Origin of the sequence: Pseudonocardia sp. HH130629-09 (assembly GCF_001294645.1) — a bacterium.
In the GTDB taxonomy this organism is placed as follows: Bacteria; Actinomycetota; Actinomycetes; order Mycobacteriales; family Pseudonocardiaceae; genus Pseudonocardia.
Map to the genome: position 1 here is coordinate 448,469 of NZ_CP011868.1, position 13,847 is coordinate 462,315.

Below are 13,847 nucleotides of genomic sequence, written 5' to 3' on the forward strand. Positions count from 1 at the left end.
GCTCGGTAGGAGACGCGGCTCAGTAGGTGTCGGGCGCCCGGTGGTGCTCGAAGATCAGTGACGTGCGGGTGCCGGCGACCTCGGCCCAGGCGTTGAGCGTGCCGACCAGGTCGCGCAGTGCCACGGTGTCGGCGGTCGCGACCCGGATCATGTAGTCGTCCTCGCCGGCGAGGAAGTACACGTCGCGGACCTCGGGGCGGCGGGACACCCGGGTCACGAACTCGGCGAGCCGGTCGCGGGCGTCGGACTGCAGACGGACCGAGATCATCGCCTGTAGGGGGTGACCGGTCGCCGCCGGGTCGACGTCGGCGTGGTAGCCGCGGATCACCCCGCTCTCGCGCAGTGCCCGGACCCGGCCCAGGCACGTCGACGGGGCGATTCCCGCCCCCGCCGCGAGTGAGTTGTTCGGCGTCCGGGCATCCCGCTCCAGCTGGCGCAGCAGGGCGCGGTCGACCCCGTCGAGCCGAACAGGGTTCGACGACGGCGGCCTCTTCCGTGGCATCGACGAAGGATCGTCGTTCATGAGTCACCTCCGAGAATCTTGTTCAGTTCTGTTGGCAGCCTATCGATGTTTCTTCACCATTGATCCAGGACAGGGCCCCGAGCGGAGGAGAAGGACATGCGCGTCGCAGTGCCGAAGGAGACCAAGGACAACGAGTTCCGGGTGGCGCTCACGCCCGCCGGGGTGCACGAGCTCGTCGGACGGGGGCACGAGGTCGTCGTCGAGCACGACGCCGGCGCCGGGTCCGCGATCTCCGACGCCGACTTCAAGGAGGCCGGGGCGCACATCGTGTCCGACACCGCCGAGGTGTGGGGCTCGGCCGAGCTGCTGCTCAAGGTGAAGGAGCCCATCGAGTCCGAGTACGGCTTCCTCCGGCCCGACCTGACGCTGTTCACCTACCTGCACCTGGCCGCGTCGCGTGCCTGCACCGACGCGCTACTGTCGGCGGGGACGACCTCCATCGCCTACGAGACCGTCACCGACTCCCGCGGCCGGCTGCCGCTGCTCGCCCCGATGAGCGAGGTCGCGGGCCGGCTCGCCCCGCAGGCCGGCGGCTACCACCTCATGCGCTCGGCCGGCGGGCGGGGCATGCTCCTGGGCGGCGTCCCGGGCGCCCCGGGCGCCGAGGTCGTCGTGCTCGGGGCCGGTGTCGCGGGGGCGAACGCCATCGCCATCGCCGCCGGCATGCGCGCGAAGGTGACCGTGCTCGACGTCGACGTCGACAAGCTCCGTGCGATCGACGAGCAGTACGGCGGGGCCGTGCGCACCCAGTACTCCACCGCGCTGTCCGTGCGCGAGGCGGTGACCACCGCCGACCTCGTGATCGGCGCGGTCCTGCTGCCCGGGGCCAAGGCGCCGACCCTGGTGTCGAACGAGCTCGTCTCCCGGATGCGGCCCGGCGCCGTGCTCGTCGACATCGCGATCGACCAGGGCGGATGCTTCGAGGACTCGCGGCCGACCACCCACGCCGACCCGACCTACCAGGTGCACGACACGATCTTCTACTGCGTCGCGAACATGCCCGGCGCCGTGCCGCACACCTCGACCCGCGCGCTGACCAACGCCACGATGCCGCACGTGCTGCGCCTGGCCGACCAGGGCTGGCAGGCCGCGACCGAGGCCGACCCGCACCTGGCCGCCGGCCTGTCGACCCACGCCGGGACGCTGCTGTCCCACGAGGTCGCGCAGGCCCACGGACTGCCGCACGGCACCGTCTGACCGGGGCCGGTTCGACGGTGCAACACCATCGTGACCTTAAATCCGGCCCCGGATTCGTGACGCAGGCCGCAGAGCGGTCGTAGTTTCACCGGCCATGACGGTCACGAGCCGTGGTGGCGGCATGTTCCGCACCAAGACGGTCGAGCAATCCATCCGGGACACCGACGAACCGGACACCCGGCTGAAAAAGGACCTCGGGACGATGGACCTGATCGTCTTCGGGGTCGCGGTGGTCATCGGCGCCGGCATCTTCACCCTGGCCGCCAGCACGGCCGGCAACATCGCGGGACCCGCGGTGTCGCTGTCGTTCGTGCTGGCGGCGGTCGCCTGCGGTCTGGCCGCGCTCTGCTACGCGGAGTTCGCCTCGACGGTGCCGGTCGCCGGCAGCGCCTACACCTTCTCCTACGCCACCCTGGGCGAGTTCATCGCCTGGATCATCGGCTGGGACCTGGTGCTGGAGTTCGCGGTCGGCTCGGCCTACGTCTCGAAGGGCTGGTCGGAGTACCTGGCCCAGACCCTCGGCCTGCTCGGCATCGAGGTGTCGACCTCGTTCGAGCTGGGGAGCTTCTTCTCCTTCGACTGGGGCGCGCTGCTGCTCGTCGTCGTCCTGGCGTTCCTGCTCTACCGCGGCACGAAGCTGTCCAGCCGGGTCAGCCTGGTGATCACCACGATCAAGGTCGCGATCGTGCTGTTCGTGATCATCCTGGGTGCGTTCTTCATCAACGCGGCGAACTACACCCCGTTCGTCCCGGAGCCCACGCCCGGCAGCGTCGACACCGGCACCGGCATCCAGCAGTCGCTGCTGTCGTTCTTCGGGGGCGCCTCGTCGAGCGTCTTCGGCGTCTACGGGGTGTTCGCCGCCGCCGCGATCGTGTTCTTCGCCTTCATCGGCTTCGACGCCGTCGCCACGACCGCGGAGGAGACGAAGAACCCGTCCAAGGCGCTGCCGCGCGGCATCCTCGGCTCGCTCGCGATCGTCACCGTGCTCTACGTCGCCGTCGCGCTCGTGATCACCGGCATGGTGCCCTACACCGACCTGGCCACGAAGCCCGACGGCACCCGCGCCACGCTGGCCACCGCCTTCGCCTCGCTGGGCATCAACTGGGCGGCGACGATCATCGCCATCGGTGCGCTGCTCGGTCTCACCACGGTCGTCATGGTGCTGATGCTCGGCCAGATCCGCGTCATCTTCGCGATGTCGCGCGACGGGCTGCTGCCGACCGCGCTGGCGAAGACGAACCGCTTCGGCACCCCGGGGCGTGCCACCTGGCTGATCGGCGTCGTCATCGCCCTGGTCGCGACGTTCTTCCCGGCCCAGGACCTCGAGCAGATGGTCAACATCGGCACGCTGTTCGCGTTCGTGCTGGTCTCGATCGGCGTGGTGGTCCTGCGCCGGACCCGGCCGGACCTGCCGCGCGGCTTCCGCACCCCGCTGGTGCCGCTCGTGCCGATCCTGGCCGTGCTCGCCTGCGTCTGGCTGATGCTGAACCTGTCGGTCGAGACCTGGCTGCGGTTCATCATCTGGATGGTCATCGGTGTGGTCGTGTACTTCGCCTACTCGCGGAAGAACTCGATCCTCGGTCGTCGCGAGCGCGGCGACCTGCCCGCCCAGGAGCCGTCCTCGGACTGACCCGACCCGCTCCACGACGGCGGCGCACCCGGACCGGGGTCGCCGCCGTTCCGCATCAAACGGACTTTCCGTATCTTTTCCGCCATGACGGCCAGAAGCCCGAACAGCGGGATCTTTCGTACGAAATCGGTCGAGCAGGCGATCCGGGACACCGAGGAACCGGAGTTCCAGCTCAAGAAGGCCCTCGGCCCGGTCCAGCTGACGATCATGGGGATCGGTGTCCTGATCGGCACCGGCGTGTTCGTGCTGGCAGGGGAGGCGGCGGCGCTCTACTCGGGCCCCGCGGTGTCGCTCTCGTTCCTCATCAGCGGGATCGTGTGCGCGCTCGCGGCGCTCTGCTACGCCGAGTTCGCCTCCACCGTCCCGGTGGCGGGCAGCGCGTACACCTTCTCCTACGCCTCGATGGGCGAGTTCATCGCCTGGATGATCGGCTGGGACCTCGTCCTGGAGTTCACCCTCGGCGCGGCCACGGTGTCGAAGGGCTGGGGCGGCTACTTCGACACGGTGATGGCGAGCATCGGGCTCCCGGTGCCCGACGCCGTCTCGGCCGGGCCCGGCGGCGGCGGGATCGTCGACCTGCCCGCGGTGTTCATCGCGCTGCTGATGATGGCCGTGCTGATCGTCGGCATCAAGCTGTCGGCCTGGGTCAACGCCACGGTCACCACGCTCAAGCTCGTGATCGTCGCCGGGATCATCGGCATCGGTGTCTTCTTCGTCTCGGGCGAGAACTGGATCCCGTTCGTCCCCGAGTCCCGGCCGGCCGACTACTCCACCGCGGCGGGCACCCCGCTGATCATGGACCTGTTCGGCATCGACACGGCGTTCGGCCTGACCGGCGTCTTCACCGCCGCGGCGCTGGTCTTCTTCGCCTACCTGGGCTTCGACATCGTCGCGACGCTGTCGGAGGAGGTGCGGGAGCCGCAGCGCACGATGCCGATCGGCATCATCGCCTCGCTGACCGTCGCGACCCTGCTCTACATCATCGTGTCTCTGGTCTACACCGGGATCCTGCCCTACGAGCAGCTCGGGGTGGAGGCGCCGGCCGCGGCGGCGATGGCTGCGACCGGGCTGCCCGCGGCGGAGTTCATCATCTCCTTCGGCATCCTGATCGGCCTCACCGTCGTGATCATGACGCTGATGCTCGGCCAGACCCGCGTCGCGTTCGCGATGAGCCGCGACCGGCTGCTGCCGCCGTGGCTGGCCCGGGTACACCCGCGGTTCCGCACCCCGTACCGGCTGACGATCATCACCGGTGTCTCGGCGGCCCTGATGGGCGGCTTCCTGGAGCTCACCGAGCTGGGCCAGCTGGTCAACATCGGCACCCTGGCCGCGTTCGTGCTCGTCTCGATCGGCGTGATCGTGCTCCGCAAGCGCCGTCCGGACCTGCCCCGCACGTTCAGGGTCCCGTTCATGCCGGTGCTGCCGATCGTGTCGGCGGTGGCCTGCTTCGGCGTGGCGTTGTTCCTGCCCGCCGACACCTGGATCCGGTTCTTCGGCTGGATGGCGCTGGGTGCGGTCCTGTACTTCGTCTACGGCCGCAGGCGCTCGCGGCTGGCCACCGGCCAGTCCCTGGCCGAGATCGCCGCCGAGTCCCGTGGACGCAAGGCCCCGCAGCAGTCCGAGCAGTAGTCGATCCGAGACGCAGTCGATCAGTACCTGAGCGCTGTCCGGCCCGACCACGACAGCGCTCAGGTACTGCTGATCACGGGGTCGATCGTGGAGCCGGCGGCACCCACCTCTCGGCCAGGTGCGCGTCGCAACCGATCTTCCCCGGACCACTCCCTGTGACCGCCCGGCCGCAGTACGCTCGCCCTCCATGACCGACGCGTCGCCGGACGACCCGCACACGCCTGCGGTCTGCCTCGACGTCGGCTCCTGCTGGACCAAGGCCGTGCTGGTGCTGCCCGACGGGACCCCGGCGGGGTTCGCCGAGCACCCGACCACCCCCGACGTGCTCACCGGGGTCGACGCGGCGGTCGCCGCCGCTGCGGCCGCCGCGGGCCGGCGCAGGCGTGCCGCGCCGCGGGTGCTGGCCTGCTCCTCGGCCGGCGGGGCTCTGCGCCTGGCCGTGGTCGGGGCCGAGACGTTGACCGCGACCGAGGCCGGGCACCGGGTCTGCCGCTCCGCGGGGGCCCGGGTGGTCGGGGTGCACCCCGGTCCGCTGGAGCCCGACGCGGTGCTGGAGCTGTCGAGCCGTCGTCCCGGCGCTGTGCTGCTGCTCGGCGGGGCCGACGGGGCCGACCCGGCGGTGCTGCTGCACAACGCGGGCAGGCTGGCCCGCACCCGCGGGCACTGGCCGGTGCTGCTCTCGGTCGGCGAGGACGCCCGCACCGACGCGCTCGACCTGCTGTTGGCCGGCGGGCGCGCCGTGACGACCTGCCCGAACGTCACGCCGCAGCCGGGCAGGATCGTCGCCGGACCCGCGCGGGACGCCGTCGCCGCGCTCTACGCCCGGCACGTCCTCGGGGCGGGCACCGGCCGGTTCGGCGCGCTGGTCCGCTCCGGCACGCACGCCGCCGTCGGCGACGGGGCCGGGGTGCTGGCCCGGCTGACCGGGACCGGGGTGCTCGTCGTCGACGTCGGGTCGGCGACCACCGACGTGCACCGCCACGGCCCCGGCTCCGGTCCGGTGGCCGCGACCGTGGAGGGCGACCTCGGGGTGCGCGACGGCGCCGTCGGCGTCCTGACGGAGGCCCAGACCGAGGGCATCGTCGACCCGGTCGAGGCCGACCTGCTCGGCCCGGCCGTCGCCACGCTGCAGGAGTCGCGGGCCACCGTGCCCGCCGACCGGGGCGCGGCGGCCGAGGACCGCAGGCTGGCGGCGATCGCCGCGGTGGTCGCGCTGCGCAGACACCTGCGCCACACCGGCGTCCTCGCCGACCCCGCGCAGCCCGAGCCCGGCCCGGACACCCCCGTCGACGCAGGTGAGATCGGTCTCGTCGTCCTCACCGGTGGCGTGTTCCGCCAGCGCGACGCGGCCGGGCTGGCCGCGGCGGCCCGCACGGTGCGCCACGACGCCGTCCTGGCCCCGTTGCTGGCCCGGGCGGAGGTGCGGGTCGACAGCGAGTCCGTGCTGGCCCCGGCCGGGCTGCTGGCCGCCCACGGCCGCGAGGTCGCGGCGAGCGGGCTGCTCGCCGAGCATCTGACGGGCTGATCACGCATGAGTTGACACCCCCGCACCGGCTCGCGACCATGGAGGTCGTGACATCGCCGGGCGCCGAGAGGCGCTGCAGCGGCCGTGACCGTCACCGGTCCGTCCGCCACGCTCGGGCCCGGCCGGCACGGACGAGAAAGGGCGCCTGTCTCCGACGAGGAGGGAGGACGCCGTGCCCCGTGCACGTCGCTCCTCCTCGCCGTCGGACCGCACCCGTCGTGCCGACGAGTACGACTCGATCGCCTGAGGAGGCGCACCCACCCCATGACCGATCACCCGAAGCTGCAGCACGCCGGCGGCCTGGACTTCGCGATCGCCGACATCTCCGAGGCGGAGTACGGCCGCAAGGACATCCGGCTCGCCGAGAACGAGATGCCGGGCCTGATGGACCTGCGCCGGGAGTACGGCGAGTCGAAGCCGCTGTCGGGCGCCCGGATCGCCGGGTCCCTGCACATGACCACCCAGACCGCGGTCCTCATCGAGACCCTCGTCGCGCTCGGCGCCGACGTCCGCTGGGTGTCCTGCAACATCTTCTCCACCCAGGACTACGCGGCCGCCGCGACCGTCGTCGGCCCGCACGGCACCCCCGAGGAGCCCAAGGGCGTCCCGGTGTTCGCCTGGAAGGGCGAGTCGCTGGAGGACTACTGGTGGTGCACCGAGCAGCTGTTCAAGTTCCGTGACGCCGACGGCAACGTCGTCGGCCCGAACATGATCCTCGACGACGGCGGTGACGCCACCCTGCTGGTGCACAAGGGCGTCGAGTTCGAGAAGACCGGCGTCGTGCCGAGCTTCGCAGACGACGACCTGTCGGTCTCCGACGAGGAGCGGGTCGTGTTCGACACCCTGCGCCGCAGCCTCGCCGAGGACCCGCAGCGCTGGACGACGATCAACTCCGACATCCGCGGCGTCACCGAGGAGACCACCACCGGCGTCAACAGGCTGTACCAGCTGGCCGAGCGCGGCGAGCTGCTCTTCCCGGCGATCAACGTCAACGACTCGGTCACCAAGTCGAAGTTCGACAACAAGTACGGCATCCGCCACTCGCTGGTCGACGGCCTCAACCGGGCCACCGACGTGCTGCTCGGCGGCAAGGTCGCGGTCGTCGCGGCCTACGGCGACACCGGCAAGGGCTCGGTCGAGGCCCTCGCGGGCCAGGGCGCGCGCGTCATCGTCGCCGAGGTCGACCCGATCTGTGCGCTGCAGGCACTGCTGGAGGGCCACCAGGTCGCGACCCTGGACTCGGTCATCGAGCAGGCCGACATCATCGTCACGGCGACCGGCAACAAGGACATCCTCACGGTCGACCTGCTCAAGCGGACCAAGCACCAGGCGATCGTCGCCAACGTCGGTCACTTCGACAACGAGATCGACATGGCGGGCCTGTCCCGCGTCGAGGGCATCAACAAGATCAACATCAAGCCCCAGGTCGACGAGTGGATCTTCCCGGACGGGCACTCGGTCATCGTGCTGTCCGAGGGCCGTCTGATGAACCTGGGCAACGCGACCGGCCACCCGTCGTTCGTGATGTCCAACAGCTTCTCGAACCAGGTGATCGCCCAGATCGAGCTGTTCACCAAGCACGAGGAGTACAACAAGGACGTCTACCGGCTGCCGAAGCACCTGGACGAGAAGGTCGCGCGGATCCACGTGCAGGCCCTCGGTGGCGAGCTGACCAAGCTCAGCAAGGACCAGGCCGAGTACATCGGCGTGGACGTCGAGGGGCCGTACAAGCCCGAGCACTACCGCTACTGAGCGAGTAGCTCGCGGATCGCGCATCGGTACTGAGCGAGTAGCCCGCGGATCGCGCATCGGTACAGTTCTCTCGCTCTGACGGCGCGGTGGTCCCTTCCCGGGCCGCCGCGCCGTCGGCGTACCAGGAGGTCACCGTCGAGATGACGATCGAGGCCGGGTCGGGTGACGGCTGGGTCCACTGCGCCCTGGGGCACCGGCACTGGGGCCTGTTCGGCGCGGCCGGGCTGCTCGTGCGGCACCACGACGGCGCCGACCCGGTGGGTGTCGACCGGGTGCTGCTGCAGCACCGGGCGTCCTGGAGCCACCACGGCGGCACCTGGGGGATCCCCGGCGGTGCCCGGGACCGGGGGGAGTCCGCGGTGCAGGCGGCGCTGCGCGAGGCGGCCGAGGAGAGCACGCTCGACGTCGCCGGGCTGGCACCGGTGCAGGAGTTCGTCGACGACCACGGCGGCTGGAGCTACACCACCGTCGTCGTGCGGACACCGGATGCGCCGCCGGTCCGGGTGCGGGGCGCGGAGAGCACCGAGCTGCGCTGGGTGCGTACCGACCGGCTGGGCGAGCTGGAGCTGCACCCCGGTTTCGCGACGAGCTGGCCCACGGTCTCGACCCTGGGCGCCTGACCCCTAGGCTCGACCGCCGTGGGGAGACTGGTGGTCGTCGAGGGGCTCGACGGCGCGGGCAAGCACACGTTCACCACGGCGCTGGTCGCCGAGCTGGGCGGGCGCGGCGCCTCGGTCGCCACGCTGGCCTTCCCCCGGTACGACGACGACGTGCACGCGGAGCTGGCCCGCGACGCGCTCTACGGGCGGATGGGCGACCTGGCCTCCTCGGTGCACGCGATGGCCGTGCTGTTCGCACTCGACCGGCGGGCGGCGGCCCCCGGCCTGCGCGACGCGCTCGCCGCCCACGACGTGGTGCTCGTCGACCGCTACGTCGCCTCCAACGCGGCCTACAGCGCCGCCCGGCTCGGGCAGGACGCCGCGGGCGAGGTCGTCGCCTGGGTCCGGGCGCTGGAGATGGACCGGTTCGGCCTGCCGGTCCCGGACCACCAGCTGCTGCTCGCCCCGCCGCGCGAGGTCGCGGCCGAGCGCGCACGGTCCCGGGCGGCCGCCGACGCCGCCCGCACCCGCGACGCCTACGAGAGCGACGACGGCCTGCAGGCCCGCACCGACGCCGTCTACCGGGCCCTCGCGGCCGGGTCGTGGCTGAGCCCGTGGACGGTGCTCGACGACCCCGCCGTCACCCCATCGGCGCTGGTTCCCGCCCTGCTGCACGGGGCCTGACCGGACGACTGGGATAGTGGGGCCCATGAAGTCGCGCGTACTGGTGGTCGACGACGACCCGGCCCTGGCCGAGATGCTCACCATCGTGCTGCGGGGCGAGGGGTTCGAGACAGCGGTCGTGTCCGACGGCACGCGGGCGCTGCCCGCCGTCCGGGACACCCAGCCGGACGTGGTGCTGCTCGACCTGATGCTGCCCGGCATGAACGGCATCGACGTGTGCCGGGCGATCCGGGCGGAGTCCGGCGTCCCGATCGTCATGCTGACTGCCAAGAGCGACACCGTCGACGTCGTGCTCGGCCTGGAGTCCGGCGCCGACGACTACGTCGTGAAGCCGTTCAAGCCCAAGGAGCTCGTCGCGCGGATCCGGGCCCGGGTACGCCGCAACGACGCCGAGCCCGCCGAGCAGCTGTCCATCGGCGAGATCGACATCGACGTGCCCGCGCACCAGGTCACCCGGGAGGGCCGGCCGATCGCGCTGACCCCGCTCGAGTTCGACCTGCTCGTCGCGCTGGCCCGCAAGCCGCGCCAGGTGTTCACCCGCGAGGTCCTGCTCGAGCAGGTGTGGGGCTACCGGCACGCCGCGGACACCCGCCTGGTGAACGTGCACGTGCAGCGTCTCCGGTCGAAGGTCGAGCGCGACCCGGAGCGCCCCGAGGTGGTCCTGACCGTCCGCGGGGTGGGGTACAAGGCCGGTCCTCCGTGACCGGCGCGCCGCGGGTGGTGCACCGGCCTTGGTGACGCGGCGCCGTGGGCTCCGCACCCGGCTGGCCCGGCTGCCCGGCGCCCGCCGGGTGGCCCGTGCGCTGGGCCCGCTGCGGGTGCAGGCGCACGAGCTGGGCGCGCTCATCTCCGCGGCCTGGCGGCGGTCGCTGCAGCTGCGGGTGGTCACCTCCACGCTGGCGCTGTCGTCCGCGGTTGTGCTGGTGCTCGGTCTGGTGTTGCAGAGCGAGATCGCCGAACGGCTGCTGCAGAGCAAGCTCGACGCCGCGATCTCCCAGTCGGACGCGAACCGGCAGGTTCTGGAGGGGCAGCTCGCGAACGTCGACCCGGACCGGGAGGGCGTGCAGGAGACCCTCGACAGCGCCCTGGAGCGGCTGACCGACACCACCGGCCCCGGCCGGGCAGGGACGGCCGGGGAGTTCAGCGCCGCGCTGACCACCGGCTCGGCGAACGGGCCCGAGGTGTCCGCCGGCGACGTCGGCCAGATCACCGCGCGCCAGCAGGACATCACCGCCCGCGGGTCGCTGGACAGCCTGAACCGCCAGTACACGACCGTCGACGGCGTCCCGAACCTCGTCATCGGGCAGAAGATCGCCACCGCGGGCCGGGAGCTGCAGTTCTACCTGCTGTTCCCGCTCAACGGTGAGCAGCTGACCCTCGGGCTGGTGCAGAGCACGCTGATAGTCGGCGGGCTGGTGCTGCTGGTGCTGCTGGCCGCGATCGCCAGCCTCGTCACCCGGCAGGTGGTCCGCCCGATCCGGCACGCCGCCGACGTCGCCGAACGCTTCGCCGGGGGACACCTCGACGAGCGGATGGCCGTCCGCGGCGAGGACGAGGTCGCCCGGCTCGCCGAGTCCTACAACGAGATGGCGGGCAGCCTCGCCGCGCAGATCGCCCAGCTCGAGGAGTTCGGGGCGTTGCAGCGGCGGTTCACCTCCGACGTGAGCCACGAGCTGCGCACGCCGCTGACCACCGTGCGGATGGCCGCCGACGTGCTCTACGCCTCCCGCGACGAGCTGCTCCCGGCGTTGCGCCGCAGCTCCGAGCTGCTGGTCACCGAGCTCGACCGGTTCGAGGAGCTGCTGGCGGACCTGCTGGAGATCTCCCGCCTCGACGCCGGTGTGGCCGAGCTGGGTGCCGAGCGGGTCGACCTGTCCGCGGTGGTGCGACGGGCCACCGACGCGGTGCGCGGCATCGCCGCCGACGCCGGCACCGACCTCGTCCTGGACCTGCCGGCGGGCGAGCTGATCGAGGCCGACCCGCGCCGGGTGGAGCGCATCGTGCGCAACCTGGTGGCGAACGCGATCGACCACGGCGAGGGACGCCCGGTGGAGGTGACGGTGGCCGTCGACGACGCCGCGGTCGCCGTCGTCGTGCGCGACCACGGGGTGGGGCTGCGGCCCGGCGAGGCCGACCTGGTGTTCAACCGGTTCTGGCGGGCCGAGGAGTCGCGGGCCCGGCGCAGCGGCGGCACCGGTCTCGGGCTGTCGATCAGCATCGAGGACGCCCGGCTGCACGGCGGCTGGCTGCAGGCCTGGGGCGAGCCGGGCAACGGCTCGGCGTTCCGGCTGACCCTGCCGCGCGAGGTCGGCGGGCACATCACCGCCTCGCCGCTGCCGCTCGGCCCACCGGCCGCGGACGCCGGGGAACGGCGCAACGGCAGCTCGGTGCCGACCCCGCCGCAGGGGATCGGCCGCGAGCTGCGTGAGGAGGACCTGTGGCGGCTGCGGGCCGAGGAGCACGCGCCGATGCAGCCCGCCGAGCGCGCCATCATCGACCCGGGTGGCGACCGGTGACCGCCCGGCCCGTGTGGGCGGCCCTGGTCGTGGCGGTCGTCGCCGCCGTGGTCGCCGGGTGCGCGACGGTGCCCCAGCAGTCCGACGTGCAGGTGCTGCGCCAGGGCGAACAGGCGGCCGAGCGGGACCTGAGCGGCCCGATCGAGGACGACGAGCCGCTCGGCCTGGTCCGCGGGTTCGTCTACCGTTCCGGCTCGCCCGACGACCGGCACGCGCAGGCCCGCCGCTACCTGACGGCGTCGGCGTCGGGATGGGACGACGCGGCGTCGCTGACCGTCCTGGACGACCGGTTCGACACCGTGGTGTCCCCGGACGGCGGCACCCCGGGCCCGGACCGGATGACGGTGCGGGTGCGGGGCACCCGGTTGGGGACGGTCGGGCCCGGCGGGGCGTTCGAGTCCTCGCCGCAGCGGGTCGAGGTCGACGTCGGGGTCGTCCGGGAGGGCGAGCACTGGCGAATCGACCGTCCGCCGCCCGGGGTGATGGTCCGGCTGGCGGACTTCCGCCTGTACTACAGGGAGCTGCAGGCCTGGTTCGTCGACCCGGTCCGCCGGATGTTGCTCCCCGACGGGCACTACATCCGCAGCGGGCGTCCCGGCGAGCTCGCGATGGACGCCGTCGACGTCCTGCTGCGCGGGCCGTCCACCGGCCTGGCCGGGGCCGCGGTGACGATGATCCCGGCGACCGCGCGGATCCGGTCGGCCACCACCGACCCCGCGGCGGGCACCGCGTCGATCGAGCTGACCGGGGTGTCGGGGCTGTCCCCGCAGGACCGGGAGCTGCTCGCCGCGCAGGTCGCGCAGACCCTCGGCGGGGTGGGCGTGCCGCGGGTGGAGCTGCTGGCCGACGGCGTACCGCTGGTCCCCGGCACACCGACGGTGTCGGGCGCGGACCAGGCCGACCTCGTCGCCGGCCCCGGCCGGGCCCCCGCGTTCCCCTACGTGGTCGACGGCGGCCGGGTCCGTCAGCTCAGCGCGACCGGCGTGGCGGCACCGGTGGCCGGGCAGGCCGGGAACGGCTCGTTCGACATCACCGAGGCCGCCGCGTCCGCGCGCAGCGGGCGGATCGCCGTCGTGTCCCGGGAGTCGACGGGCACCCAGCGGCTGCTCACCGGCCCGCTGGGCGGGGAGCTCACCGCCACCCCGGTGTCCGGCGCCGACATCCGCTCGCTGAGCTGGAACGGGGCGGGCGACGAGATCTGGGCGGTCGTGAACGGCAGGCTGCGCCGGGTCCTCGTCCCGCCGTCCGGGCCGCCGGTCGAGGGCGCGGTGGACGCGGGCCGGCTGACGCCGCTCGGCCGGATCGGGGACATCGCGCTGGCGCGTGAGGGCGGCCGGATCGCCGTCGTCGCCGACGGTGCGCTGCTCGTCGGCCCGATCGTCCCGCTGGAGGCCGGCGAGGTCGCCGTCGGGCCGCTGCGCCGGCTGCGCCCCGGCGACCTCGACGACGTGGTGTCGGTCGACTGGCACTCGGCGGACCGGATCGTGGTCGCCTCCGACTCCGACCGCCCCATGTCCGAGGTGAGCGCCGACGGGCTCCGTCTGGACCAGATCCCCGGGACGAACCTGACCGCGCCGCTGCGCGCACTGGCCGCCGCCGAGGGGCGCCCGCTGTACGTGACCGACCGGACCGGCCTGTGGAGCTACACCGGCAGCGAGTTCGACGCCTGGCAGCAGGTGGGCGGGACCGGGGCGGCCACCCAGCCGTTCTACCCCGGCTGACGCCGTCCCGGTGACCGGACCGCCGGCCTGTGGACAACTCCGGAGCATGTGGACAACCCGCCTCCGGCGGG

11 protein-coding genes are annotated in these 13,847 nt (G+C 72.8%); 10 read left to right on the forward strand and 1 reads right to left on the reverse strand.

Annotated elements, in window-relative coordinates; translation table 11 throughout:
* Nucleotides 1–19 precede the first annotated feature (19 nt).
* Nucleotides 20–502: an Lrp/AsnC family transcriptional regulator gene (locus XF36_RS02165; protein WP_060710672.1), complete on the reverse strand. Its 483-nt coding sequence runs from the start codon at nt 500–502 to the stop codon at nt 20–22.
* Nucleotides 503–619: 117 nt separating this feature from the next.
* Here XF36_RS02165 and ald point away from each other — a divergent pair, with 117 nt between their 5' ends.
* The 10 genes from ald (at nt 620) to XF36_RS02215 (ending at nt 13,776) form a co-directional block, all read left to right on the forward strand.
* Entirely contained in the window at nt 620–1,720 is a 1,101-nt protein-coding gene (gene ald / locus XF36_RS02170; RefSeq protein WP_060710673.1) for an alanine dehydrogenase, read from the forward strand.
* A 94-nt stretch (nt 1,721–1,814) separates the two neighbouring features.
* Nucleotides 1,815–3,350 (forward strand): amino acid permease, encoded by a 1,536-nt coding sequence (locus tag XF36_RS02175; protein WP_060710674.1) that lies wholly within the window; start codon nt 1,815–1,817, stop codon nt 3,348–3,350.
* An 84-nt stretch (nt 3,351–3,434) separates the two neighbouring features.
* The gene (locus XF36_RS02180; protein ID WP_060710675.1) at nt 3,435–4,979 is read left to right on the forward strand and encodes an amino acid permease; all 1,545 of its coding nucleotides are present in this window, start codon (nt 3,435–3,437) and stop codon (nt 4,977–4,979) included.
* A 187-nt stretch (nt 4,980–5,166) separates the two neighbouring features.
* Nucleotides 5,167–6,504 carry a glutamate mutase L gene (locus tag XF36_RS02185; RefSeq protein ID WP_060710676.1) on the forward strand — a complete coding sequence of 446 codons (1,338 nt, stop codon included), beginning with the start codon at nt 5,167–5,169 and terminating at the stop codon, nt 6,502–6,504.
* Between the two features lie 264 nt (nt 6,505–6,768).
* On the forward strand, nt 6,769–8,256 hold the full coding sequence (gene ahcY / locus XF36_RS02190; protein WP_060710677.1) for an adenosylhomocysteinase: 1,488 nt from the start codon (nt 6,769–6,771) through the stop codon (nt 8,254–8,256).
* Between the two features lie 86 nt (nt 8,257–8,342).
* On the forward strand, nt 8,343–8,876 hold the full coding sequence (locus XF36_RS02195; RefSeq protein ID WP_238589075.1) for an NUDIX hydrolase: 534 nt from the start codon (nt 8,343–8,345) through the stop codon (nt 8,874–8,876).
* An 18-nt stretch (nt 8,877–8,894) separates the two neighbouring features.
* Nucleotides 8,895–9,539: a dTMP kinase gene (locus tag XF36_RS02200; RefSeq protein WP_060710678.1), complete on the forward strand. Its 645-nt coding sequence runs from the start codon at nt 8,895–8,897 to the stop codon at nt 9,537–9,539.
* A gap of 25 nt (nt 9,540–9,564) precedes the next feature.
* Nucleotides 9,565–10,242: an MtrAB system response regulator MtrA gene (gene mtrA, locus XF36_RS02205; protein WP_020622190.1), complete on the forward strand. Its 678-nt coding sequence runs from the start codon at nt 9,565–9,567 to the stop codon at nt 10,240–10,242.
* A 31-nt stretch (nt 10,243–10,273) separates the two neighbouring features.
* Entirely contained in the window at nt 10,274–12,055 is a 1,782-nt protein-coding gene (gene mtrB, locus XF36_RS02210; RefSeq protein ID WP_060710679.1) for an MtrAB system histidine kinase MtrB, read from the forward strand.
* Nucleotides 12,052–13,776 (forward strand): LpqB family beta-propeller domain-containing protein, encoded by a 1,725-nt coding sequence (locus tag XF36_RS02215; RefSeq protein WP_060710680.1) that lies wholly within the window; start codon nt 12,052–12,054, stop codon nt 13,774–13,776. Before mtrB ends, XF36_RS02215 begins: the two co-directional genes overlap by 4 nt.
* The last annotated feature ends 71 nt before the right edge of the window (nt 13,777–13,847 follow it).

Bases quoted from the DNA above. Each gene is read 5' to 3' on its own strand.
- XF36_RS02185 (WP_060710676.1), top strand. From the start codon at position 5,167: ATGACCGACGCGTCGCCGGACGACCCGCACACGCCTGCGGTCTGCCTC.
- XF36_RS02175 (WP_060710674.1), top strand. From the start codon at position 1,815: ATGACGGTCACGAGCCGTGGTGGCGGCATGTTCCGCACCAAGACGGTC.
- XF36_RS02165 (WP_060710672.1), bottom strand. From the start codon at position 502: ATGCCACGGAAGAGGCCGCCGTCGTCGAACCCTGTTCGGCTCGACGGG.
- ald (WP_060710673.1), top strand. From the start codon at position 620: ATGCGCGTCGCAGTGCCGAAGGAGACCAAGGACAACGAGTTCCGGGTG.
- mtrA (WP_020622190.1), top strand. From the start codon at position 9,565: ATGAAGTCGCGCGTACTGGTGGTCGACGACGACCCGGCCCTGGCCGAG.
- ahcY (WP_060710677.1), top strand. From the start codon at position 6,769: ATGACCGATCACCCGAAGCTGCAGCACGCCGGCGGCCTGGACTTCGCG.
- XF36_RS02180 (WP_060710675.1), top strand. From the start codon at position 3,435: ATGACGGCCAGAAGCCCGAACAGCGGGATCTTTCGTACGAAATCGGTC.